Source organism: Chthonomonas calidirosea T49, from assembly GCF_000427095.1.
Taxonomy (GTDB): Bacteria; Armatimonadota; Chthonomonadetes; order Chthonomonadales; family Chthonomonadaceae; genus Chthonomonas; species Chthonomonas calidirosea.
The window spans coordinates 341,086-365,284 of record NC_021487.1 but is presented as its reverse complement, the minus strand read 5'-3'; the positions used below and the strand labels follow the sequence as shown (position 1 = coordinate 365,284).

At 51.8% G+C, this 24,199-nt stretch carries 20 protein-coding genes; 8 read left to right on the top strand and 12 right to left on the bottom strand.

All coding sequences use genetic code 11. The annotated features are described in order from the left end of the window. Positions 1-7: 7 nt before the first annotated feature. Positions 8-913, top strand: coding sequence for a phytanoyl-CoA dioxygenase family protein (locus CCALI_RS01595; RefSeq protein WP_016481721.1), 906 nt, complete (start codon positions 8-10; stop codon positions 911-913). Between the two features lie 26 nt (positions 914-939). On the opposite strand, the gene CCALI_RS01590 is transcribed toward CCALI_RS01595, so the two are convergent. Then, positions 940-4,653 carry a trifunctional glycoside hydrolase family 18/polysaccharide deacetylase/glycosyltransferase family 2 protein gene (locus CCALI_RS01590; RefSeq protein WP_052572307.1) on the bottom strand — a complete coding sequence of 1,238 codons (3,714 nt, stop codon included), beginning with the start codon at positions 4,651-4,653 and terminating at the stop codon, positions 940-942. Further along, the gene (locus CCALI_RS01585) at positions 4,616-5,461 is read right to left on the bottom strand and encodes a polysaccharide deacetylase family protein (protein WP_052572306.1); all 846 of its coding nucleotides are present in this window, start codon (positions 5,459-5,461) and stop codon (positions 4,616-4,618) included. Before CCALI_RS01585 ends, CCALI_RS01590 begins: the two co-directional genes overlap by 38 nt. Before the next feature lie 168 nt (positions 5,462-5,629). Between CCALI_RS01585 and CCALI_RS01580 the strand changes: the two genes are divergently transcribed. Both CCALI_RS01580 and CCALI_RS01575 read left to right on the top strand, forming a co-directional pair. Further along, the gene (locus CCALI_RS01580) at positions 5,630-6,454 is read left to right on the top strand and encodes an outer membrane lipoprotein-sorting protein (RefSeq protein ID WP_016481718.1); all 825 of its coding nucleotides are present in this window, start codon (positions 5,630-5,632) and stop codon (positions 6,452-6,454) included. Between the two features lie 2 nt (positions 6,455-6,456). Beyond that, positions 6,457-8,010 (top strand): ArnT family glycosyltransferase, encoded by a 1,554-nt coding sequence (locus CCALI_RS01575; RefSeq protein WP_016481717.1) that lies wholly within the window; start codon positions 6,457-6,459, stop codon positions 8,008-8,010. A gap of 4 nt (positions 8,011-8,014) precedes the next feature. Here the strand turns inward: CCALI_RS01575 and CCALI_RS01570 are convergent, their stop codons facing one another. The 9 genes from CCALI_RS01570 to CCALI_RS01530 all read right to left on the bottom strand — a co-directional run bounded on the left by CCALI_RS01570 (position 8,015) and on the right by CCALI_RS01530 (position 16,510). Next, positions 8,015-8,533 (bottom strand): BsuPI-related putative proteinase inhibitor, encoded by a 519-nt coding sequence (locus CCALI_RS01570; protein ID WP_016481716.1) that lies wholly within the window; start codon positions 8,531-8,533, stop codon positions 8,015-8,017. 11 nt (positions 8,534-8,544) lie between these two features. After that, positions 8,545-9,048, bottom strand: coding sequence for a hypothetical protein (locus tag CCALI_RS01565; RefSeq protein WP_155850443.1), 504 nt, complete (start codon positions 9,046-9,048; stop codon positions 8,545-8,547). 152 nt (positions 9,049-9,200) lie between these two features. Continuing rightward, positions 9,201-10,823, bottom strand: coding sequence for an HlyD family secretion protein (locus CCALI_RS01560; RefSeq protein ID WP_016481714.1), 1,623 nt, complete (start codon positions 10,821-10,823; stop codon positions 9,201-9,203). Between the two features lie 5 nt (positions 10,824-10,828). Continuing rightward, a complete protein-coding gene (locus CCALI_RS14625) occupies positions 10,829-11,404 on the bottom strand; it encodes a MarR family winged helix-turn-helix transcriptional regulator (protein ID WP_016481713.1) in 576 nt (191 codons plus the stop codon). Between the two features lie 56 nt (positions 11,405-11,460). Then, the gene (locus tag CCALI_RS14620; protein ID WP_155850442.1) at positions 11,461-12,387 is read right to left on the bottom strand and encodes an alpha/beta fold hydrolase; all 927 of its coding nucleotides are present in this window, start codon (positions 12,385-12,387) and stop codon (positions 11,461-11,463) included. A gap of 113 nt (positions 12,388-12,500) precedes the next feature. Beyond that, positions 12,501-12,956, bottom strand: a complete 456-nt coding sequence (locus tag CCALI_RS01545; protein WP_016481711.1) for an OsmC family protein — start codon at positions 12,954-12,956, stop codon at positions 12,501-12,503. 130 nt (positions 12,957-13,086) lie between these two features. After that, positions 13,087-13,947, bottom strand: a complete 861-nt coding sequence (locus tag CCALI_RS01540; protein ID WP_016481710.1) for a polysaccharide deacetylase family protein — start codon at positions 13,945-13,947, stop codon at positions 13,087-13,089. A 17-nt stretch (positions 13,948-13,964) separates the two neighbouring features. Next, entirely contained in the window at positions 13,965-14,684 is a 720-nt protein-coding gene (locus CCALI_RS01535) for a fused DSP-PTPase phosphatase/NAD kinase-like protein (protein ID WP_016481709.1), read from the bottom strand. 20 nt (positions 14,685-14,704) lie between these two features. Then, positions 14,705-16,510 (bottom strand): polysaccharide deacetylase family protein, encoded by a 1,806-nt coding sequence (locus CCALI_RS01530; protein ID WP_172636611.1) that lies wholly within the window; start codon positions 16,508-16,510, stop codon positions 14,705-14,707. Between the two features lie 222 nt (positions 16,511-16,732). On the opposite strand from CCALI_RS01530, the gene CCALI_RS01525 reads away from it, so the two are divergent. The 5 genes from CCALI_RS01525 to CCALI_RS01505 all read left to right on the top strand — a co-directional run bounded on the left by CCALI_RS01525 (position 16,733) and on the right by CCALI_RS01505 (position 22,848). Then, a complete protein-coding gene (locus tag CCALI_RS01525; protein WP_016481707.1) occupies positions 16,733-17,401 on the top strand; it encodes a hypothetical protein in 669 nt (222 codons plus the stop codon). A gap of 226 nt (positions 17,402-17,627) precedes the next feature. After that, entirely contained in the window at positions 17,628-19,184 is a 1,557-nt protein-coding gene (locus tag CCALI_RS01520) for an ABC transporter ATP-binding protein (RefSeq protein ID WP_052572304.1), read from the top strand. Between the two features lie 2 nt (positions 19,185-19,186). Continuing rightward, positions 19,187-20,323 (top strand): ABC transporter permease, encoded by a 1,137-nt coding sequence (locus CCALI_RS01515; protein WP_016481705.1) that lies wholly within the window; start codon positions 19,187-19,189, stop codon positions 20,321-20,323. Beyond that, positions 20,320-21,228: an ABC transporter permease gene (locus tag CCALI_RS01510; protein ID WP_016481704.1), complete on the top strand. Its 909-nt coding sequence runs from the start codon at positions 20,320-20,322 to the stop codon at positions 21,226-21,228. The genes CCALI_RS01515 and CCALI_RS01510 overlap by 4 nt, the downstream gene beginning before the upstream one ends. Positions 21,229-21,399: 171 nt before the next feature. Continuing rightward, a complete protein-coding gene (locus tag CCALI_RS01505) occupies positions 21,400-22,848 on the top strand; it encodes a clostripain-related cysteine peptidase (RefSeq protein WP_016481703.1) in 1,449 nt (482 codons plus the stop codon). A 51-nt stretch (positions 22,849-22,899) separates the two neighbouring features. On the opposite strand, the gene CCALI_RS01500 is transcribed toward CCALI_RS01505, so the two are convergent. After that, a complete protein-coding gene (locus CCALI_RS01500; RefSeq protein WP_016481702.1) occupies positions 22,900-24,024 on the bottom strand; it encodes an aminopeptidase in 1,125 nt (374 codons plus the stop codon). Positions 24,025-24,199 lie beyond the last annotated feature (175 nt).

Below are 24,199 nucleotides of genomic sequence, written 5' to 3'. Positions count from 1 at the left end.
GATAAAAATGTCTACTGCATCGCTTCCTGCGCTCACATGCCTACACAAACCGATAGATACCTCGCCTCACAAATTTGGCTGGCTTCGCGACTCTTCGGATATCGCCGACGACCCAGAAGCATTGCGCCAGCGTATGGCAGAAGAGGGCTATCTCTATCTCCCCGGCTACCTTGATCGCCAACAGGTGATAGAAGCACGCCGTGAACTAACGAAACGCCTTGCAGAAAAAGGACTGCTTCAGCCGGACACCGACCCAATGGAAGCCATTGCCAAAGAGGGCATCAACGTTGGCTTCATGCCAGAACTAGCTCATGATAACCCTTCGCTCTGGCAGGTTCTCTACTCGGGGCGCATGATGAAGTTTTACGAGCAACTTCTTGGCGGTGAAGTCCGTCACTTCGACTACACCTGGGTCCGCGCCGTAAGCCCTGGAAACTCTACACCCCCTCATTGCGATATCGTCTATATGGGACGAGGCACCCATAACCTCTTTACTTCCTGGACACCTATAGACGATATAGACCTTATGGAAGGCGGCCTTATGATACTGGAAAACTCCCACAAACACTCCCGCCTTAGAGAGGTCTATTGCCAAAAAGATGTGGATACCTGGTGTGAAAACCGCCCCGATAAGAGGCCGGGCACTGGCGCCTTTGGAATGCTTTCCAAGAACCCATCGCGCCTTCGAGACCATCTAGGAGGGCGTTGGCTTACGTCGCCTCTCTTCCGTATGGGCGACCTCCTTGCTTTTAACGTGTATCTCGTGCATGCAAGCCTCGATAATCGCTCAAAGCGCATTCGTCTGTCTACCGACTCACGTTACCAACTCGCCTCAGAGCCGGTAGATGAACGCTGGGTGGGAGAACACCCTATGGGACATGGCGGGGCAGCGCTTCGACCCGTCATCTGCTAATTAAGTGGTTAGCCCATTGCTAGCTCTCACAACTTGCCGGCCTTTGGTGGTTCGATCAGCTCTGGCGTAACCGTCTCTTTGACCCCAGGTACAGGCAAAGGCTTTTTTATGCCCAACTGAGCCGTGCCGCTTCGCTCTAGCTTGTTCCACCCCACAGCCGAACCGCGCGTGGCTACCCAAAGCGACTTCAAGACCACGTAATACATCAATTGACGATAAACAAAGCGTTGCAGAGGTAAGTACCAAAGCAAGCGCCGATTGCCATGATCCATGCACAGCGCTATCCAAGCTGCTAGCATCTCAATGCCCGTCATTAACGCAAAAAGCGATCCGAAGGCGATAAAGTTATGTTCTATCAACGCATACAGAATTCCAATGTCCATGAAGGGTGATACGGCGGGAAAGAGAATTTGATAGACCCATAAGCTTGGCAGTGCGACCCAACCAAAGGTGCCTTCCTCGAACAACGCGTGGCGATGTTTCCATAGACACTGAAGGGTACCGAAAGCCCATCGAAAGCGCTGCCTTGCTAGAGCATTTAAATGCTCGGGAGCTTCTGTGTAGGCCCACGCAGAGCTGTCATTCCGAATACGCCAACCGGCTCGACGCAACTTCCAAGTTAGGTCGGTATCTTCGGCTAAAGTATCCGATGTATACCCGCCAACCTCCACTAAAGCAGATCGCCTTATCGCACCAGCAGCACCAGGCACCACAGTAATGCAGTTGAGAAGATCATAGGCACGTCTATCGAAATTCTGGCTTGTTATGTACTCTAAGGATTGCCACTTCGTGATGAGATTTCGCGCGTTGCCAACCCGAACGTTTCCTGAAACGGCTCCTACCTGTGGGTCGGCAAAATGGCGAACCAATCTCCAAATCGTGTCAGGCGCGAACAATGTATCCGCGTCAAGCGAAACGATAATCTCTCCACATGCCTCTCGAATTCCCCGATTTAAGGCGGAAGCTTTGCCTCCATTCGGCTTACGGATCAGTTTCACATTCGGCACACCGGCAAAACGCTCTTGTACAAGTGCTGCCGTTTTATCTTTACTACCATCATCTACGACCACGATCTCGAGATTTGGGTAGTCGCTAGCTAACAATGCCTCCACCGTCTTGCAAATCACTTTCTCCTCGTTGTAAGCAGCGATCACCACAGAGACCGTAGGCTGATACCTCGTAGGAAATACCCGCCTTTTCTCTTTGAAGTACTGCGGAATAGCTAAAAGCATGAGAATCAGAACGCGACTTATTCCAAGTACGATGGAGAGCAGAAACAGTGTGGTGAGCACGCGTTGAAAGATGTAAGAGAACAAAAAGACATAGTGATCGGTTCCAGCTAGGACAACATCTTTTCCTGTAACCGGTGGCATAAGTCGTGTTCGGGGAATAGAAACAAGATGGGGAAGATCGACAAATCGGTAACCACGTGCTCGCAGACGGGTGATAATTTGAGGCAAAGCTGCCACCGTTCGACTTCTATCCCCTCCAGCATCGTGAAGCAACACAACACTTCCTGAACCGATCTGGTTCAGAACATCGTTGACTATGGACTCAACGGAGCGCGGCCGGGAGGGATCAGGAGTGCCCGTACCCGGCTTTAGATCATATAAACGCCAGTCCTGCGGGTCATCCATCTCTCCCACCGTGATATAGTTAAGCTTTCCCGCCAGCACCAGAGGGCGTATTTCACTTCCCGTGGTAGGTTCAACGTCTCCTCCATAAGGAGGTCGAAAAAGGACTGTAGAGTGCCCCGTGATCGCCTGTATCACACGCTGTGTTGCGTTTAACTCCACAATTTGTTGCGCCGCAGGCAATTCGTCAAGTTCGGGATGATCCCAGGTATGGTTGCCTATTAAATGCCCCTCTTCCCACTCTCGCTTTATGAGATAGGGAAATGCTTCCGCATTCCGACCACAAACAAAAAAGACCGCTGGTACCCGGTACCGCTTCAGAATATCTAAGATCTTGGGAGTCCATTCGGGATCGGGACCGTCGTCGAAAGTGAGAAGCACCTCTTTGTGTCGCAAATTGTCGGCCCCTCCATAGCGCCGGATAAGATACGATGTAGGAAAAAGAAAGTGCCCTTGCGCATCCTTGCGATAGGCCTCCGCTACCGCTAGCCCCGTTTGTGTATCCAGAGTTACTGTCCTCTCACCAACATGCGGTTCTGCCTTTGGTTGTAGTAAAGCCCCCTCACCATCAAAATCCACTAAGCCTGCACCGGCAAAAACGATTCGGTCTAGGGCACCCTTTGCAAGGATCTGTTCCCAATTGCCATGCCATAACGCCTTGTGATAGAAACTCCAGATAGTTGGGTCTTCGTCGCCTAAAACCCATAGCGCGCCCCCGCGCACATGGTATTTTCGTCCAATAACGAGTTGGTCATAGGCGCTAACCGCATCAAGCATCCAAACCACGTGCTTCTGAGCAAACCGATTGCCAGAGGCATCCACAGCATCTTCCCAGTAGGAAAATACAGGGTTTAAGCTCTTTGGATCGAGATGTACCACAGCATCAGGCTGGCTTTCACGCGCGGTCTCGACAGCCTCTTGATAACTTAACGACACCGCATCGGTCTGCCCTGGCTCGTCCACCCAATTGTAGGCATAGTTCCCAATGCCCATCACAACCTTTTGCGGCGGGACCTTCTCTAACAACAGCTTTAGATCATGCCGTGTCCAATCTATCCCGGCAATCGGCCCCGGAGAAGTGCCTCCAGCATGTTCGTCATAGAACATCGGCACAATCCAATCGCACCATCGCGCAAGTGCTGGAATATCATAAGCTTGATTCTCTAGCTCTACCTCCTGTGTAACCAAGAGACCATAAGGATGTAGAGCACGATACAGCTCGCGCATGAACTCGACAAGCGCCTCTCGATCATCAACATCTATTTGCTCAAAGTCAATATTTATCCCTTGCATGTGATGGTCGAGCAGCCAAAGGCGCAATTGAGAGATAAAATTCGCCCGCGCGTCCGCATCGGTCACCAATGCATCCACGGCATTGGTGTCCCATTGCCCATCGCCTAGCTCTTGTCCAGGCCTACTCGTATAATTGTTAATGAGAGGAAGAATCGCTACATGGTGTGCACGCGCCAGCTGAATTAAGGCTCCATCCGATTTCGGTCGCGCATCTACAAAAGGAACCTGTGATGGATCCGCATAATCGAAGCCGGAGGGCTTCAGATGCAACCATTCTGGAATGAGATGAGTTAAATTATCTATGTGCTGCTCAGCAGAGACAATCGAAGTATGCTCCCAATCCACATAAAAACCGGCGACCACAGGCCCACCTCGGTCTAACATCCTCGGTGCCTGCGCTGCCAACAGACGAAGATAGGCTTGAGCTCGTTCATGACGCCTCAACCGCAACATGCGCCGTTCCTTCTGGATGGCCAGTAAAGCTTGCTTGTCTCGCTGCAACTTCACGTCGAGCTCGTGTCGTTTAAAGACAGCATGCTCTGTGGCAATAGGATCTAAATTTCCCACATCGCGCACGGGTGCTAACTTAGGTAAAGCTGTATAAGGTACTAAAGGCCTAGCAAACAGGCTTACTACCAGTACAACAAAACCTGCAAAAACTGCTCCGAATGTCAGAAACAGCACGCGACGCACCACTCGCCAACGCCGCTGTCCCGCATCATAGAAGACGGGTTGCTGCCTTGGCTCATCCCAATTAACGGTATCGAGTTCCGGTCTATTTGGTTCTGGTGTTGAATCTTCGGAAGGAGGCAAGTTGAACTCTCTCGGCATGGGGAGTGTTATCCAAATGTTCAATCATTTCACGAAGGGTAACAAATGTATAGCCCGCACGGCGCATACGCTCGATAAAATCAGGGAGCATCTCATAGGTCTGCTCAATACCATCATGCAATAGGATGATAGCTCCAGGACTTACATGATGAAGCAGCCTGTCTTCGATGACATCGGCAGGGGGACTCTCATAGTCGGCCGGGTCGTCTGTCCACAACACCGTGATCATGTGGTGCGCCGCCGCTTCATGGATCACAGCAGGATCGAACTGCCCTCCAGAGGGCCTAAAAAAGAGCGGCGTATAGCCACAAGCCCGATAGATGGCATCGTTACACATCTCGATCTCAGCTGCTGTCAACTCTGGCGGCCCTGACTTCAGATCGAAGTGATGATAGGTGTGGTCGCCGATCTCGTTCCCATCCTCAAGCATTCTCTGTAGCACCCATGGTGCCTGATCGACCTTCCATCCAACCACAAAAAAAGTGGCGCGCACATGAAGCATCTTGAGCAACGCCAAGAGGCGTAGTGTGAACAGTGGATGAGGACCGTCATCAAAGGTTAGTGCGATCTCTTTTCTTTGTGGATTTCCTCGCACAATAGCGATGAGATGGTTGCCTTCCCATAAAGTATGCGGTTTAGAGGGCAAGAGCCAGGGGTCCACCCCATGAGCGAACAGGCCGCTCGTAGCAACATGGCGCATATCCTCCCCATAGGCTGCCCCATAGGCTACAAGAATAAATAGAGAGATGAATAACCACCAACAATATCGCCAATTTGATGTCTGCTTCATTCTCACCCTTTCTTTATTATTACGACGCACCCCAGTCCTCCGAATACTGTTTTGACATTCCGCCTCTCTAAAGGCTATACTAACGATGAACAGGCTGTCTACTGAAAATCCTTGTGCCTGTAATTATACGTTAAATAGACACGATTCTATATTCAGGAGATAGGACAGTTGCATATCTCAGCAGGCTCTAGGAGGGCCACTCTGCAGTCTCGGAAAGGAGATGTCTCCCCATGGCCGTTCCTGTGCTTTATTCTGTTCCTATGCTTTGTTGGCTCTTCCCTGCGCGCACAGCATATCATAACTCGCAAAGCACCTAACGACCCTGACCTCGTCTCCCAACTTACCGATCTTAAATCTCTCGAAGCGATCCTGCATATCACCTCTAGCAATTCTGAGGTGTTAGCACATATCGGCCCTGATTTTGCACGCAACTATGCTATTCATAAACTGCTCTTACTCTACAAAGCGCCTGATAAGCTGCGACTCGACGGACAATCCACAGCCTTTGGAGATGCGGTACTGATCTATAACGGCCCCTACCGCTTCTACGCCGTGCCTAAACTGCATCTAAGAAAAAAGGAGGACCTAACAGATCACCCCGTTCAGCGTCAGTCGCTTCTTGAATATGTAGGATTGATCACTTCCGAGACATTAGATTTTATGCAAGCGCATTTTGTTCAGACAGATGACAAGCAGGGTCATCAGCTCCTTGTCTTCGAATTGCACTATATCCATCATCCCAATAGTACCTTCTACCGTATTTGGCTCGATCCGGAAAAACACTTTGTCGTCAAACGAGAATGGTACTCGGCAGATGGCAAGCTAAAGGCAGCGTTTTGCTATCTTATGCCGCGCCAAGTGGCCCCTTCTCTCTGGATACCTACACACATTCAAGTTCGCGACGCTGAAGGCAACATCGCAGCCGATACGGAACTTGAGAAAATTCGCGTGGACGAGCCGCTTAGCGACGAACTGTTCGCTACAGGTAATTGAGAATGCAAACCCCCTCCTATCGCCCACTACAAACAAAAAAAATTCATCTTGCTGCGCTTCTCTTTCTGCTTATTACCACCCTGCTACGCCTCCCCCTCCTTAAAGCCATTGATCTCGTTCCCGACGAGGCTTACTACTGGGATTGGTCACGACATTTGGCACTTGGTTACTACGATCAGGGCCCCTTCATCGCCTATCTTATTCGCCTTACCACGGCGATCTTTGGTACAAATGAATTTGGCGTTCGTATTGGCGTTTGCCTGCTAACGGCTGGGACGCTTCTCTGCGTTTATCAGCTCGCCCTTCTTTTCTTCTCGCCACAAGTCGGTTTCCTCACCCTCGTCTTATTAGCCCTATCTCCCCTAGTTGCGGTCGGCAGTCAAATTGCCACCTACGACCCTCCTCTTGTTTTTTTCTGGACACTTACCCTTCTTCAGATAGCAAAAGCCCTCTTTGTCTACAGCCCCTATTCCGCTCAACAACGTCGAGCATGGCTCATCGCAGGCATCTTCTGCGGGTTTGGACTGCTAAGCAAACACACCCTGCTTCTTCTGCCCGGAAGCCTTCTGCTCTACCTTCTCCTTACACCGCCCCAGCGTTTCTGGTTAAGGCGCTGGGAACCTTACGCTGCCCTTGGTATTATGTTGGTCATGTATAGCGGCGTCCTATGGTGGAACGCGCAGCATCATTGGTGGACCTTCTTGCATCTCTTTTTCTTAGTCCACCATCATGGAGGAAATCCACTGCATCGTTTTGGGGATTTTCTAGCCTCTCAAGCCCTGTTTATAGGACCAGTTATTTTTTTGGGTAGCTTCGGTGCGAGCCTCTCTGCTTTGTGTACAAAGGCGCCGTTACCACACCGATTTCTGGCCTTCATGGGTCTGCCTTCCTTGCTCCTGTTTTGCCTTCTGGCCTTCAAAACCAAAGTGCAGGCTAACTGGGTTCCTTTTGCCTATCCCTCTCTTTGTCTTCTTTGGGTCGGCCGTTACCTCTCCGTTGAAAAGCAGCGCAAACCGTTCACCAATATCTTTTGGTTTAGCCTTGCTGCTATCTCCACGGCATTTCTCACGCTGCTTCTTTTCTTTCCTCGACTGCGCCTGGCCGTTGGCATCCACATTCCACCTAAGTCCGACATTACAAATACAGCTTTTGGATGGCGCACGCTTGCCAAAAAAGTACAGCAAATTCGCTCGGAGATGGAGATGCAGGGGCATAAGGTTTTCATTTCAGGCAATGGCTATCAATATATCGCCCTCATGGCCTTCTATTTGCCCGACCATCCGCCCACTTACGATCTCTTCCTCCACTATCGGCTCGATATGTATGCGGCCTACGTCCAACAACTGAAACGACATATCGGTGAAAACTCGATCTTCATCAATGCGGGCAAAGCGAACGATGCCGATCTGCATAAGGTTTTTGCACGGGTTCAGTGGTTACCGCCCGTCCATCTCTACCGACGCCCACTCTATAGGCACCCTATTGCGACGATCTATCTTGCAAAATGCTATGGATATCGCCTCTACACCGGTCTCCGCTGGGCGCGGGGCGGATAGCCTACTATTTTTTCACCTCAAACGTGCAAGAAACCGATGGGCGCGCCGTGCGCGGCATCGTTGTCAGAATGGCCAACAGTGTGTATTTTCCTGGTTTGAGAGGCGGAATGCCCTCCGGATGTTTCGCATCTTGAGGATAGATCGTCTCTTTGTAGAGGATCTCCTGTCCAGGCGCAAGTGTTTGCTGTAGAACCACCTGCCCAAACAACCTTCCCTTCGACCATCGCCAGATCACAGGACCTTTTACATCTCCAGCATGAATCTCAAAATCGTAATGCTGAGTTGTGGCAAAAGCCAGCCGCTGTGAGGTTTTAGAGACGTTGGTTACCCGAAACTGTACCACGATCGGTTCATCGGGACTATAGGTCTGTTTGTCGAGTTTCAATGTTAGCTTCAAAGGGTTTGAGGGCATAGGCATCGGCGTCTCATTTCCGTCTCCCTGAGCGAATCCAAGAGTACAGCTCCCAACAAACCCAAAAAGAACAAAGAGGCTTATGCCAAATATTTTTTGCCAAAACCTCATGCTCGGCCTCCTTACTCCTGAGGAACACCCCCAGGCATAGTGCGGTAGATGGCCTCGATCTGGTCTTTCTCCCGCTCGCAGGGCGCGTTATTTGGGTCTACGGCAAGTGCCTTGCGATAGAGTAATAGCGCAGCACGATACTTGATCACCGGCTCAAGTTTGTCGCTTACATACTCGATAGTATGCGCGTAGTTATAGGCTGCATTGACATAGGCTTTCTTTGCATTCGCGTCATTGGGATGTGCCTTAAGAGCAGCCTCTGCCTGCGCATACTTCTGCGCCAAAGGCTTTAAAGAGGGATCGTCCATCGGGGCCTCGGCGAGTGCTTGAGATAGCGTGGGCTTCTTTTCCTCAGAAGGAGCGGCAGGAGACGTAGCCACGTTCGTTCCAGCAAACGCATCAGGTGTATTGCCACGTGATGCTGAACCACTGTTTGCCGGAGCCGTATTAACGCTTTGGCACCCAGCAAGCACGACTAATAAACTCCCCATTCCTATTGCTGTGCGGACTCTCATCAAGAAGAATTTGTTTCCTTTCCTCAATATACTTACTGATTCATAATACCCTGCCACCACTTCCAGTGTTCCTATCGTTTCATCCACAGAGCACAAAGGCGGGTTCTTAGCACGAACCCGCCCCAGCAGATCCTATAAATAAATGAGAAGCCCTACTTTACCTTCACGCTAACTTCTACAGAAAGTCCTGCACGCAACTTGTCCAATCCTGGTTGTTTCGGATCGAATACGATCTTTACAGGTACTCGCTGCACAACCTTGGTAAAATTCCCTGTCGCATTATCGGGTGGTAGCAAGGTAAACACCGCTCCCGTACCCGATGCTAACGAGTCCACATGTCCGTGATAGGTTATACCAGGAAACGCATCCACGTGGATCTCCGCGGGTTGGCCAGGCCTCATATTGGTGATTTGAGTCTCTTTAAAGTTCGCTACAACCCAGATGTCATCATCTGGCACAACGGCCATAAGAGCCTGACCGGGGGCAACCTGCTCACCGATCTCTACGGTCTTGGCATTGACTCGGCCGGTTACTGGCGCATAGATACGGGTATCCTGCAGATGAATTTCCGCCTCATGCAAAGCAGCAGCCGCCTGTGCGATACGTGCTGCAGCTGTATGAGCGTTTGATTTTTGCACAGCTACTTGGGCAGGGGCGGTCTCTGCTTGCTGAAGTTGAGCTTCAGCCTGTTGAACACGCGCACGCGCTGCGTTTACACCCTTCTGAGCAGCTAAGTACTGGGCTTGGGCTTGCTTCGCGCTGTCTTTTGCCACCTTAATGCCATAGAGGGCTGCTGCGTACTGTGCACGAGCCTGCTGTAAATTGGCCTGAGCGGTTGTCACCTCTTGTTGGGCAGAATTCAAGGCCGCCTGCTGCTCTCCCACCAAAGCCTGCGCCTGGCTAACAGCTTGTTGAGCACTTTCGAGAGCAGCTTGAGCAGCAATAGCCGCTGTATCCGCGGCATCTCTCGTCTGGGCACTCACGGCATCCTCTTGATAGAGTTGATCATAACGCTTGGCATCCGTGGCCGCCTGTTTTGCTTTGGCCTGAGCAGCTACGACATTGGCCTTCGCCGATTGTAGGGTAGCCTCTGCGTCGGCGAGTCTCTGTTTAGCCGCCTGCACACCCTGCAAAGCCTTTCTATAAGCGGCTTCGGCCGCTACAACACCTGCCTGTGCGGTCTTCGCAGTCTGCAGAGCTGTCTGCACCCCCGTTTGTGCTGCTGCGTAAGCAGCCTCAGCTCGGCTGACGTCTGCAGAGGCCGTCTCAACTCCGGTCTGTGCTTGGGTCACCCCTGCCTCTGCCTGCGTAATCTGGGCCAGAGTCGTCTGTTGGGTCAGACCAACCCCAGTAGATGCCCCTTGAGCGGCGGCAATAGCTGCCTTTAAATTTGCCTTCGCCTGTTCTACAGCCGCCCGGTAGGTCGAATCATCTAACATAACAAGCAATTGTCCAGCTTGCACATGCTGGTTATCAGTTACATAAACCTTTGCGACACTACCGCTTACTTGCGGCGTTATCTGAACGACATCCGTCGTGAGATAGGCGTCGTCGGTAGAGACATGGGTCGAGGCATAACGCCAGTAGGAATAGCCTACGATGCCCCCAATGATGAGGGCAAAGAACAGGAGCACTAAACCTACAACTTTTATCGTGGCTTTTCGCTTTGGTGCTTCTCCCTCTTCTGCCCCCAATCCATCGGAAACGGTTGAGGGGGTCTCTACTTTCTGCTCTGGCTCAAGCAAAACGCGACTATCGCGGTTCTCGTCACTCATTTTCTTTACTCCTCCGTTCTCACCTCACAAATCGGTAATGACCTCTCGATGCCCGTTTCCAATAGGGTCTTTTCAACGCTCTGACGTAACTTGAGCAGAAGATGCGTTAACATCCGTCGTTCCTCTTCCGACAGTTCGCGCCAAAGATGCCGAATCCAACGATACTGTTCTGGCATGAGCGTCTTTATAAGCGCTTCCCCTTCCTCCGTAAGCTCTGCAAGCACCACGCGACGATCATGTGCACATGCCTTTCGTCGAATCAGACCGCGACGCTCGAGCGCATCCGCCAGCTTCGTGATATTGGATGGAGAGACGGCAACATTCATATGTTCGCCAATATCCGACATCTGGCGCTGCTTATCGGGCGCCTTGTAAAGCACGACGAGAAAGTTATAGTGCGCTGGGGAAAGCTCCCATTCCACCAAACGTGCGGCGAGCGCTTCATAGATCACCTTGTGTGCTCTTAACAGGTGCACAAGGTTTTCGATAGCTAAGAGTGTGCACAGATCATCTTCCTCCATGCGCTCGCGAATGGAACGAGCAAGATCCTCGTCCCGCAAAAGGTTTCTCTTTGTTTTCATGCTTCTCATTGCCTTGTTTTTGTTACATCTATTTCTCGGACAAATTAGATAGTGTTTTAATAATTGCGATCTTTGCTCGGTGTTTCCACCCGATCAAGGAAACTGAGAATCATCCTGAGAAACTCGGGTTTCATTGGTGTGTTAAAATGATCCGCTCCAGGAACGACGCGGATATCCCCATGACCAAAAGCTTGACGAGCGGCCTCTACATAGTGCCTAGTGGCCTCCGAGTCCCTATCACCGTATAGGAATAAAATAGGCCCCTTAAAGCGTCTCAATTCCGATTCTTTCACAGTAATCTCGCGAAGGCTTTGATTTGCCATGACAAGAGCAGTACGATCCGGTACCCCAAACAGTAAAGCGGACAATTCCTGAAGTCCTCTATCTTTTTGCCATTTCTCTAAAAAGGCGTCGTTCTGTTTTAAATCCTCAGGCCCCCAACGAACCACTGGGGCACCACCTCCAAAGATCGCCCCAAGCACACGTTGAGGATAAGAGGCGACGATCTTCCCGGTGAGAATCGCTCCCATAGAATAGCCGATAAGATAGGCTTGTTGAATATGCAAGTGATCTAGCAGCCTCACAACATCTAAGGGCATTGCACAGCCATAAGCTTTAGGATCGTGTGGCTTGTCACTGAGACCATGCCCCCGACCATCCATAGCGATAACATGAAAATTTTTTGAAAGGCTCCAGAAAATAGAGTTACCTCTTTGTTCCGTGCCCCACATTTTGGCACTTGCCATCCATCCATGTATCAGTACAACGGCCTGACCAGAACCCGCCTGAACATAATGTATTTGAACCCCATCCGAATTGAAGTATCCCTCCTCCGCCCAACACACTTTGGCGGGGAATAGATGCAAGCCAAGCAGCCCCATCACAATGCCTAGCTTCACTTGATAATGACTGATACCTCGATGCCAAGTTGGGAGAAAAGATTGTGCTTGCACCATGAAATTATTCACCGGTAAATAATACACCGGAGAATATTCAATGGTTCCACTAAATGTCAGATTTCCCGCGAGGCACAAAAAAGTTAGGGCGCAAAGCCCTAACTCGCGTCTCCTTTACCTACCTGCACTCCATCGCCACTTTAAGCGTTGACGATCTCGGGTTCTACGCTTATCGCCACATTGCCGCGCAAGGCACAAGATATCATACAATACTCCTCTGCCTTGTGCGCACATTCGATCGCCGTTTGCTGTTGAGCCTCGTCTGCATTTACAAGGAACAGTTTCGTATGTAATCGGATCGCCGAAAACTTTAGCACTCGGTTGGGTTGTCGTATTACCTCACCCTCCGCATCCACCACGATGCGTTCAAGCGGAAGACGCCGCTTTTCTGCTAAGATAGACAGCGTAATGCTATAACAAGCGATCACAGCTCCTAACAGTAGCTCTTCCGGGTTGGTGCGCCCTGGCTTTCCCCCGAATGCCTCCGGCACGCCAAAAGGCAGATTGGTTCCCCGTGGGGCGGTAAGCATCCCGTCGCCATCAGAGTTTCCATTCCAAACCCCATGTAGAGTAAACAGATGTCGCTCTTCGTTCATTTCTATCCCCCAAAGATGCTTCTTTTCGATGATGTACTATTAAGTAGTAAGATCTACGCTCAAGCTGGCAAAATTAAACTAATTCGCAAAGAAACAGGCACGAGCGATGCCTCCTACCCGTTGCCTGTACTCAGTGCCAGGCATGAGCGACATCGGATAGCGCCTGGTCAAAGCAGAGAATGGCAGCATATCGGTGTACCAAGTAGAGATTTGGTGAGGCACAAGCATTGCCCCTATCCTCCGTGAAAGCGATCTCGTACCCTGTACGATAGACGTCTTCCGCAACTCGCAGATCGTGTTTGTCACAAGGATAAACAAAGGCGTAAACCGGTATTCCTAGATGCAGTTCAATAGAGCGTCTAGAGTTCACTAACTCTTTGACGATCTGCTTGTCCGATAGCAATAGAATGTTTTCAGGGTGGCTTTGGGTTAAACTCTGCACATCAATCAGACCGCTCTGCACCATGGTGCGAAGCATATCCCAAGTGTTATGACGCTTGTCAGTCGTTACCCCCACATAGCCAGTATGCACAAATAGGGTCGCAGGATAGCCATAGCGACGTAGGAGCGGAAATGCATAGTAGTAGATGCCCTGATTGTTATCGTCAAACGTCAGCGCAATAGGTTTCGGAGGAAGTGGTGTACCTTTCGTGAGATGATCATATAACTGACGCAGCGTAATGACATGAAAACCCCCTCGATGGATCAACTCGAGCTGCCTACGAAAGGTAGATAAAGTTGTGTCGAACCAGACCTGCTTGGTTTTTGGTACGATATCATGCCAAACCAATACGGCAGCGAACTGTTTCGCTGCCCCTGGTACCGGCTTCGGCAACATTCCCTCAGAGAGTAAGGGTGTCTTCTTTTGGACCAGCTCACGCCGATGGACACCGTGATGAAGCTCACCCCTAACCGCGCCAACTTCAAGCCAGAGCCCTACGAACAGGCAACAGATGCTTGCCCAAAGTACTGCATATCGAAAAGCGCGCATAAGCCAACCCCAATTTGCTAAGGTTTTATGGTTTCATGCTCCAACAGAGCGTCCACTTTCGCTCTTTCTGACTTTGCCTCCGGTGAACCTGGTTGGTACTTTTGCACCGTCGCAGCAAGCTTGTGCAGATAGGGTTTAAAGCCATATCGCCGCATCTCAGAGTAGGTTTTTTGGTAGTTCCAGCCCTCATAGATCTCTCGGTAAAGGCCGACCATACACCCTGTTCGATCGGCTCCGTACTGACAGTGCACATAGACCGGCTCTTTGTTAGGATCGCGCACTATCGTCAAAAACGTGTCAATCTCTTTCTGCGTCGGTGGTTCAGCGCTCATGGGCAGATTCACGTAGTGCATTCCAGCAGACTCCACCAGTTTGCGCTCTGCCGCCACATGTTTTGGAGCGATCCGTAAATCTATTACGGTTCTTATCCCTAATGCCTTCAAACACGCAACACCTTTTGCTGTTGGCGCAGCACCCCGCAAGAGAAACGGTTCTACGACATGCACGTTCGCGATGGTATGCTGAGCCTCTTTGAGCGCACCCATATTCAAATCCGTCGGTTTTGTAGCATGAGGTAGGGCAGGCCGTAAACCCGAAGCATTCTCGGCACTTGTCACTTCGCTAGTGGGCGCACGAACGTTTGTGCCCTTTTTGGCTCCTTGTTCTGTATTATCACAGGCCCCAAGCACGTAAAGAACTAAGAGGCTGCAAGCCAACCAGACTCTGCTGTGTCGCAAGTTACTTCTCCCTAAAGCTTCTACCTATGTCGTCTACGATGTCGCCGATAGTAGTTAGCTGCTCCAGCGGTGCTATCGGCAGAAAGGGCATCCTGCAGGGTCGCGGCCCCTTCTCCTGCTGCAAGCGGCGTATCCGGCGGAGGCGGTGGGGCGTCCGGGGCGGCGTTCCCGATGAGGAACAGCGCATGCGGTACAGGACGGCTTGGAACTCCAGGCTCTGAATGTCCAGAAACCAGTACATGATTCTGCCAGATAAGGCTAGTGCTAAACCCCGAATCGAGGAGCCAAGCCTCCTGAACCCCCATCTTCTCCAACAGATGCGATAACACCTCTGTACTAATGCTATCTCGCGTCGCACCTAACATATAACGGCCCTGCGCATCAATCCCAACAAAAGCACGATGCCGCGGATCGTTGAGATCAGAGGAGGACCAACGTCGCATCTCTTCAGGCGGCAGTGCCTTTCCATAGTGAACGATCCAGCCTCCTGCCAAAAAAGCATCGGTGACATCTGGTAAGAGCTGTTGCAGAACGGCTTGTGAGCTACCAAAACAGGCCGCATAAGGCACCACTAAACAGTGGGTGGGGCTAAATAGGATAAGCGGTCGCCCCTCCAGCCGCGGATCATCTGAAGGATCAGAAGGCTGGTAGGTACCGTTTACGCTGCTCAGACAAGGCCCGATCATCCCGCCTGCATTGCTTGCGATACGGGCATCCGCAAAGAAAGTGCCGTTCAAGGCGGCTATCGCCCCCACCTGCTGAGCCATATCTCCTACGGTGTCGCGATGATCGAGCGTTTCCGTAGTTAGGCTACCCCCTGCAATCCAGTCTACAGGATAAGTACCTCCTGTAAAGGTGCCTCGCTCTAAAGGACTCGCTCGAATAGTCATCAGACGCGGTAAGGGCGGTGCAATTGCCTGTTGACCTCGCCAAACCGCCAATACATCCTCTATGCGCTTCGGTGTCAAACGCGGTAGAAAATAGCGCGGAGCAGGGCTAGCAGCCCACCCCCTGTTCATGGTAAAAGCAGCGAGATAACCTGCCTGCTGGGCCGCCAAGGCCACACGTGCATCACAGTTTCCACTCGGATAAGCTAAAAAGAGTGCCGGATGCCCCAAATGGTACTCGATTGAGTGCTTGGACACCTCCATCTCCTCTTCAAGTTGATGATCGGAGATCTTAGTGAGATCTTCAGGATGTGTCACGGTATGAGATTCGACGGTGATCAATCCGGTACTTTCTGCCTCCTTCAGCTGCTCCCACGTCATATGGGGCTTTACCGTGGTAACTCCCACCGACCCGGTCTGCACAAAAAAGACGGCGGGGAAACGGTACTTTTCGAGAATCGGTAGTGCCTGCGTAAACTGCCCCAATGTGCAATCGTCAAAGGTAAGCAGAATCGGATGCGTGGGCAGGGGTTTACCTGCACTGAGATGATCATAAAACTGCTGAATCGTTATCGGATGCGCCCCAGCTTCCGCTAACTCCTGCATCTGACGGGCAAACTCCTCTGTCGTCAGATCGAACCAAACCTGCTTGCGGGGCACCACATCATGATACATAATCACCGGAATGGGCTGGGTTCCAGACGTCAACAGCCCTGGAGTGTCGGAGCTCGGGTTCGTGCCCAGACTTGAAAGCACGTTGGAAGTTGCAGCAGAAACACTTTGTACGATACCGGGAATTGAAGGTGGACGACGATGCATCCAATAGTGCCATCCAAGTAGAGTGCCAAGCGCTCCACATCCAAACGCAAAACAGACCAGAAAGCTAGCAAATAGGAGCCGATGTAGGGTGCGTCCCCTTCTAGATTGTGAGGTTCTCATTGGTTGCTGGCGTCTCATATGCCTCAAAGAATACCTCAGAAATGCCCTGTACGTCGAACCTCAAACATACAAGACCATCCTTTCGCTTGACACCGTTATAAGAGTATGATACAATATTCAATGGTACTATACTCAAAAGTAACTCATAGCTTTCCCTGAGGAATTTAAATCAATGGTTATTTTCCAATTATATAATAAACTTGCCATTAGGAGGAAACAACCATGAAATCTGCTCGTCTACATGCAGCACTGGTAGGCCTCCCTTTTTGGGGGCCCGCCATCGTCGGTCTGCTTCTTGCAGCTGGATGCGGAGGCAGCTCTTCCGGTGGTCTTCCAGGCGGCTCTACGACCTTAGCGCAGGTCACACGCGGTCAATACCTTGTTACCTCACATGGCTGCACCGACTGCCATAACGGCGGAAAAGACGATCCTAGTGATCCTCAGTGGCTTGCGGGCTACACGAGCTCACGCCCTACCGCCCAATTTCAGATTGGTCCCTTCACCACTTACGCCGCCAACATCACCCCGGATACGAACACCGGTCTAGGCAACTTCACCGACCGACAAATCTACAATGCTCTCAAATATGGCCTTGATCCCATGTTTACACCCGATGTCGTCATTACCTCCACAACTCCTGGGCAAGGCAACTTCCCGTCCACACCGCACTACCTCGCCCCGCCCATGCCCTGGCCTTCGTTCCGCCACCTGAGCGATGATGATCTGTGGTCTATCGTCGCTTATATCCACCACGGCATCAAGGCCGTCAGCAATCAGGTGCCGGCAAGCCAAGGGCCTCCCGACTTTTGGGCAAGCACCTACAATCCAAACGCCATCGGCCCGGCCACCATTCCCCCCTATCCATCGGGCAACGAGCAGTTTCAGCCGTAACAGCCCAACTCAATTTTCAGAGATTGGGTAGGACGCATACTCCTCCCCTGGATAGCACCGGGGGAGGAGTAACAATTCAAACTAATTGTCAGGGACTGTGACAGGGAGGTGTCACCGTCTCTGCCACTCCAATTGACTTCGATTTCCTCGCTCCGCTAAAATATCTGCCATGGTGCTTTCATCGCCTGAACTAAAGCCAAGCTCCCACTCTGACTATATCGTGAGAATGGAACATATTACTCGCCGTTTCCCCGGTGTCATCGCAAACGATGACGTGCATCTCTACGTTAAAAGAGCCACTTTTCATGCTCTCATTGGGGAGAATGGCGCGGGCAAGTCTACCCTTCTTGGCATTCTGTATGGTCGTATTCTGCCGGATGAGGGCCGCATCTTTCTCTATGAACGCGATGTAACGCAAGAACTTCGCTCTCCAGCTGATGCGATTCGTCTCGGAATCGGTCTCGTTAGCCAACACCATGCGCTGATACCGGCGCTTACCGTGCTCGAAAACATCTTGCTAGGTGTTGAGCCAATCCTCGCCGGAGGCCTACTTGCTCCGTCTCAAGCACTCGAACACATTCAAGAATTGGCCGTGCAGCTCGGTCTGTCCCCAGTAGTTCTGAAACAACGCGTTGAGCAGCTCTCGCTGGCTACCCTGCAAAAGGTCGAAATTCTGAAAGCGCTCTATCGCAACGCCAAAATATTGCTCCTAGACGAACCTACTGCTACGCTCGCTCCTGCCGAAGTCGAGGCGCTTTTTAGCCTCCTTCATCGGCTCGTTGAAACCGGAACTACGGTCATTTTCGTTACTCATAAGCTGCGGGAGGTCATGGCTCATAGCGAATATATCACCGTACTACGGCGTGGTCGGAACGCCGGTGACTTTCAAACGAGCCATGTTCAACCAGAGCAGCTTCTTGCAGCCATGCTGGGCTCCTCAGAAAGCGACATCCAATCTCGTCTCCTTTCTGGAGCAACAGTCTCTACCGTTACTACCCCTCAATCAACCGCATCCGACAGCGCTCTTCCCCCGCTGCTAAAGCTTGAACATATCTCAGTGCGTAACGATCACGGCGCTTTAAGCCTCCAAGATATCTCTTTGCAACTCTTTCCTGCAGAGATCGTAGGTGTTGCCGGAGTGGATGGCAGCGGTCAGAAGGAACTTGCGGAGGCCATTGTTGGACTACGAGACGTGGAATCTGGGCGTATCTTTCTCGACAACGAAGAGATCACATGCCAGACCGTTGCAAGCAGACGGAACAGAGGCATCGCCTACATCCCGGAGGATCGCCATCAAGAGGGTTTAGTACTCGATTTCAGTGTGGCCGAGAATCTGCTCTTAGGGCACGAGCTTCAAACGCAGTGGGGCGGAGGATACTTTCTCAATTACAAGGTGCTTCATCAACAAGCTACCGATATCGCTAACCGCTACGATGTTCGTCTCGGGAGCCAGGGTGTACAAGCCCCCGTTAGAACGCTTTCAGGTGGCAATCAACAGAAAATCGTTATTGCTAGGGCTTTGGAAAGCCGACCATGTCTCCTCATTGCCTATCAACCAACGCGCGGCCTCGACATAGGGGCTACTCGATTTGTCCACAACGCACTGCAAGAAGCGGCCTCCAAAGGAGCGGCCATTCTCCTGTTTTCCCTGGATTTGGATGAGATACTGCTTCTCGCCCATCGAATCGTCGTGCTTTACAACGGGCACATCGCTGGCATCCTACCTCGTTCCGACGCTAGCGTGGAACGCATAGGTCATCTCATGACAGGAAGCAACACATAAATATGGTTCCAACAGTTATCTCACGTCCTGGACTCCTTCGCTCTCTTATAAGTGTTGCAGCCGCTCTACTCCTGGCCGCTTTGCTTCTCGGACTGTCCGGCTATAACGTCGCTATGGCGTTCGGTACCCTCTGGAGCGGAGCAACCGGTATTATTGCCGGGCCTGCTCATGGAAGCCAACAGGTTCCGTTAGGGTCTTTTCATCTCGATCTCTTCCAGCTCGCCCAAACCCTTACCCAGTTTATCCCCCTACTGCTTTGCGGCCTAGCTGTCGCCGTAGGTCTGCAAGCCGGCCTTTTTAATATTGGCGGTCAGGGCCAATTTATCGCGGGTGCTGTTACTGCCGCCGCCGTGGGCGTCGCATGGCCTACCCTGCCCTCGTTTTTCCATCTCCCTCTTGCCCTGCTTACCGGAACGCTCGCCGGTGCCGTTTGGGGAGGGCTTGCCGGCCTTCTTAAAGCATGGCGCCAAGTAAACGAAGTGGTCTCTACCATCATGCTCAACTACGTGGCAGACAACATCGCGAACTACCTCATCACGCATAGCCTCAAAGACCCTCACAATCAGGCTCCACAAACAGCCGCCGTATCGCCAAGTGCTACCTTGCCGATTCTTGTGAGGCATACAAACCTCTCTACCGGGCTCTTCCTCGCCTTGCTTGCCGTGCCCGTGCTCGGCCTCCTTGTCCAGCGCACGGCGCTGGGCTTCCGAATTCGAGCGGTAGGGCGAAACGCAAAAGCCGCACGCGTCGCTGGGGTTCCTGTAAAGCATACCATCGTCATCACCATGGCTCTCTCTGGCGCCCTGGCAGGCCTAGCAGGTACCATCCAGGTACTTGGGGCACAACATCGCTACTTCCCGAACCTAGCGGGCACCTATGGGTTCGATGGTATTGCGGTCGCTCTCCTGGCCGGCATTGATAGTACCTCCGTGTTTTATAGCGCCCTCTTTTTCGGCGCTCTTGCCGGTGGGGCAGGCTACCTGCAAGACCAAACAAATATCCCTGACTCTTTAGGCCGCATCATCCAGGCTATCATCATTCTTTTCGTTGGTATGCGCTTCTTGCTTTATCAACGCAAAAGAAAGCAGACGCTAACTCATTCCGAAACGATGCCAGTTCAGGATTCCACAGCTCTATGACCTCCTTATCAAGCCTCCAGGCGCTTCTCGTCGCAACGCTCTATAGTGCTGTTCCACTCATCTTGGCCGCTATGGGCGGTGTGCTATCCGAACGCTCTGGTGTCGTTAATATCGCTCTTGAGGGCTTTATGCTCATCGGTGCCTTTGTAGGCATATGGGGCGAATCCGCCGCCGAGCATCACGGCTTCCATGCTCTTGCTGCGAGCCTCCTAGGCATCCTCCTTGTCGTCGCCGTTGGAGCCCTACTCGGTCTTTTGCATGCATTTTTCACGCAGCATACCAAGATGGACCACGTGGTAAGCGGCCTTGGCATCAATCTGCTTGCTGCAGGAGCAACCCACTATGCCTATCTCACGCTCTATCCAAATGGAGTAATGGTAACAGGCCTATCAAGAGCCTCCTTCCTCTATCTAGCAGTGCCGCTGCCCCTCTTCATCTTCGGGCTTCTCTACCGCACCCGCTTCGGATTGCGCCTACGAGCCTCCGGTGAAAACCCTGAAAACGCGATTCTTAGCGGTATGAAGCCTATTCCCATTCGCTATGCTGCCGTTACACTTTCAGGCGTCCTAGGTGCACTTGGTGGTGCATACCTCTCCATGGCAGATGCCCACAGTTTCTCCACCGACATGTCGGCTGGAAAAGGCTATGTGGCTCTTGCCGCAGTGATCTTTGGCAAATGGAATCCCATCGGAGCTGCCCTCGGTGCACTCTTCTTTGGCTTCTTCTATGCCCTCCAAACCCAACTCCAAATCAGTAATATCCATCTTACTTTCCTTGGTGTGGACTGGAGCAATCCCTATATTCTCGATACCCTACCCTATCTTATGACGGTGGCCGCTCTGCTTAGTGTGGTTGGACGCATCGTACCCCCAGCCTCCTTAGGCCGTACCCTCGATGAAAATTAGAGAAAACTTCTTTAGTCCTAGTCCAGTCTAAAAAAGTGCCTTCGGTCTCTCTTCGCTAAGAGCGACCTGTCACGTTATCGTCAAATCTATGTTAAAATACTCGTATCCCCCACCCCCTTGTTCATAGCGCGGCCAAGAATCACAATTTAGGCAATAGGAAAAAAGTGAACAATGAATATCCGTTTCAAGTTCTCTCGTCTTAGCATGCTTGTGGGTGTTTTAGGGCTAGTCAGTGCCTCGCTTTCTGGTTGCGGTGGAGGAAGTTCCAGCGGTGGTGGAGGCCCCGTTCCTTCTGGGTTGCCGGCCCCTGGCACCAGTCCCTACACCAGTTCTCGCCAGGCCACGGCTGCGGCCTGCCAGCCGAATCCACACCAATCTGGAAGAGCGCGTTGGACAGTACTTGTCTACATCAACGCCGCCAACAATCTCCAACCAGATAGCCTACTGAATGTGGGCCAGATGGCCTCTGTCGGCTCCGATGGCACAAACCTCAACATTGTTATCCAATGGAAACAGGCGAATAACTGCCCCTACTTCTCTTCTGTCAACAACTGTGGCAACCCCTCTTTTGTTGGAACCCACCGCTACTACATTCTGCACCACTCTGCGGCGGACGTGGCTGCCATAGAAAACGGCGATACCTCTTCTCTGGAAGACCCTCAAGAGCGCCTTCCCGATCCTTCTACCAATGTCAACGGCACTTCGGATATGGGAGATTGGCACGTTCTTGCCAACTTCATCCAATGGGGTGCCACAAACTATCCCTCCGACCACCTCGCCGTTGTGATTTGGGATCACGGCTCCGGCGCGTTACCGGTGCTGAATCGTTCCGCTGGGCGTCAGGCCGTCACGCGGGCGGTCTCTCAAGATGCAAATACAGGCAATCAGATCACAACCCAGCAACTTGCACAGGCACTTGCCGCCTCCCCTCGTCCCATTGACGATCTCATCATAGACGCCTCGCTGCAATGCACTGCGGAGGTGGCCTACCAAGTCCGCAATGTGGCGCGCGTCATGGTGGCGAGCGAAGAGAGCCCTCCGGGCACTGGTTACCCCTATGATACCTGGTTACAAGCCATTAAGAACGGTGGTGGCACCAATCCGTGCGATATGGGCAATATTCTTATTCAAGACACCCTCTCCACCTACGCCAGCCCCAGCTATACCGACATCACACAAGCCATGGTAGACCTTTCACAAATGGGCAATGTGGCACAGACCATTAACGCCTTCGGAGGCAGCCTGCTGCAGCACGTAAACGACCAGGCCAATCTTATCTACAACGCGCGCTATAACGCCCAATACTTTGAATTCCCCGAATATAAAGACCTCTACGATTTTGCCGACCTCGTCCGCACCTCACCTGGGGTTCCTTCCGACCTCGCTCAGGCAGCCTACAACGTTGAAAACGCCCTATACGGCCCTTCGGGTGCTATCCTCGCCTTTGGACACGGCTCTTCCAACGAGGCCAAAGCCAGCGGCATGTCCATCTATCTACCCGGGCCCCAAGAACCAAGCTCGGTAGACTATGCAGTAGGTTATGACCCTGTCTACAGCGGCCTGGCGCTCGCACAAGATGCCCCAAACTGGCCGCAGTTCCTCCAAAATCAACAAAAGTGATCCCTTGCGTTAAGTGCCTAGGAGCGCGCGCTCCTAGGCACGATCGCTCAGCTACATAACGAGCCTATCTGGGTTTAGACCTGCGAGCTCCTCTAAAACGAACAGCCCATCTTTACGTATAAGTTTATCATCAAAGTAGATCTCGCCTCCTCCATATTCGGGCCGCTGTATGCAGACCATATCCCAATGTATCTGCGATCGGTTTCCGTTATCCGCCTCTTCATAGGCCTGACCAGGGGTAAGATGAAAGCTGCCTGCGATCTTCTCATCAAAAAGAATGTCCTTCATTGGCTTTAGAATCCAGGGATTGAAGGCTAGAGACCACTCGCCGATGTAGCGCGCCCCCTCGTCTGTATCAAGAATGGCGTTGAGCTTTTCAGTCTCGGCCTGGGCCGTTGCCTCCACAATGCGCCCTCTCTTGAAGGTAAGACGAATGTTCTGAAACAGCGTTCCCCGGTAGAGCGTCTCACAGTTAAACTGAATGGTACCCTCCACCGAATCTCTCACGGGGCAGGTAAATAGCTCTCCATCCGGTATATTACGCTCTCCGGCGCATCCCACAGCAGGAATACCCTGAATGCTAAAAGTAAGTTCGGTGCCTGGCCCAACAATTCGCACCCTATCGGTGCTTTCCATCAGCTCTCGCAACGGCTCCATTGCCTGCGCCATTTTTGCATAATCTACTTCCGTACAGACACGGAAATAAAAATCCTCGAAAGCCTCTGTGCTCATACCGGCAGCCTGCGCCATACTGGGATGAGGCCATCGAAGCACGACCCAACGCGTCTTGGGAACACGCACCTCGGAATGTACATAATGCCACCAAAACTTCTCATAAAGCGCCATCTTCTCCGATGGTACATCCGATAGCTCCGTGATGTTGTGGCTCCCTCGTACCCCTACATAGCACTGTACCGCCTCCATACGGGCGCGCTCTACCGAGCCTATCGTGCACATCTGGTCTTCCGTAGCCACCTGAAAAAGCGCTCTCAAAACCTGTTGATGATAGGTGCTCACGAGAGGTTCACCACCTGCCTCCGCTACGGCTCGTATCAACGTGACCGTAAAGTCCACAGGAATATCGAAAGCCTCAATCAGCACCTTATCTCCCGACTTCACTTTCATTGAGTGGGTCACCAATAGTTTGGCTAGTTTCTCATACCGTGGATCTCTCATTATCTCCTCCCTGCAGCCTTACTGAGTAGTTTCTTCTGCTCAAACGTCCAAAAATCCTGCCTCCTCTCATTCTTTTTTGACATCGCTTCGCTTTTGAAGCAAAATAGGGTATTCTTTCTATTGAAAATGCGTCAACTGTCCATAATTTGCACGCTGATTTCTGATCATTCAAGAG

What these genes read in the sequence shown, in the direction of transcription:
- CCALI_RS01595 (WP_016481721.1), top strand. Translation starts at nt 8, where the DNA reads ATGTCTACTGCATCGCTTCCTGCGCTCACATGCCTACACAAACCGATA.
- CCALI_RS01585 (WP_052572306.1), bottom strand. Translation starts at nt 5,461, where the DNA reads ATGAAGCAGACATCAAATTGGCGATATTGTTGGTGGTTATTCATCTCT.
- CCALI_RS01575 (WP_016481717.1), top strand. Translation starts at nt 6,457, where the DNA reads ATGCAAACCCCCTCCTATCGCCCACTACAAACAAAAAAAATTCATCTT.
- CCALI_RS01570 (WP_016481716.1), bottom strand. Translation starts at nt 8,533, where the DNA reads ATGAGGTTTTGGCAAAAAATATTTGGCATAAGCCTCTTTGTTCTTTTT.
- CCALI_RS01565 (WP_155850443.1), bottom strand. Translation starts at nt 9,048, where the DNA reads ATGAGAGTCCGCACAGCAATAGGAATGGGGAGTTTATTAGTCGTGCTT.
- CCALI_RS01560 (WP_016481714.1), bottom strand. Translation starts at nt 10,823, where the DNA reads ATGAGTGACGAGAACCGCGATAGTCGCGTTTTGCTTGAGCCAGAGCAG.
- CCALI_RS14625 (WP_016481713.1), bottom strand. Translation starts at nt 11,404, where the DNA reads ATGAAAACAAAGAGAAACCTTTTGCGGGACGAGGATCTTGCTCGTTCC.
- CCALI_RS01545 (WP_016481711.1), bottom strand. Translation starts at nt 12,956, where the DNA reads ATGAACGAAGAGCGACATCTGTTTACTCTACATGGGGTTTGGAATGGA.
- CCALI_RS01540 (WP_016481710.1), bottom strand. Translation starts at nt 13,947, where the DNA reads ATGCGCGCTTTTCGATATGCAGTACTTTGGGCAAGCATCTGTTGCCTG.
- CCALI_RS01530 (WP_172636611.1), bottom strand. Translation starts at nt 16,510, where the DNA reads ATGAGAACCTCACAATCTAGAAGGGGACGCACCCTACATCGGCTCCTA.
- CCALI_RS01525 (WP_016481707.1), top strand. Translation starts at nt 16,733, where the DNA reads ATGAAATCTGCTCGTCTACATGCAGCACTGGTAGGCCTCCCTTTTTGG.
- CCALI_RS01520 (WP_052572304.1), top strand. Translation starts at nt 17,628, where the DNA reads ATGGAACATATTACTCGCCGTTTCCCCGGTGTCATCGCAAACGATGAC.
- CCALI_RS01515 (WP_016481705.1), top strand. Translation starts at nt 19,187, where the DNA reads ATGGTTCCAACAGTTATCTCACGTCCTGGACTCCTTCGCTCTCTTATA.
- CCALI_RS01510 (WP_016481704.1), top strand. Translation starts at nt 20,320, where the DNA reads ATGACCTCCTTATCAAGCCTCCAGGCGCTTCTCGTCGCAACGCTCTAT.
- CCALI_RS01505 (WP_016481703.1), top strand. Translation starts at nt 21,400, where the DNA reads ATGAATATCCGTTTCAAGTTCTCTCGTCTTAGCATGCTTGTGGGTGTT.
- CCALI_RS01500 (WP_016481702.1), bottom strand. Translation starts at nt 24,024, where the DNA reads ATGAGAGATCCACGGTATGAGAAACTAGCCAAACTATTGGTGACCCAC.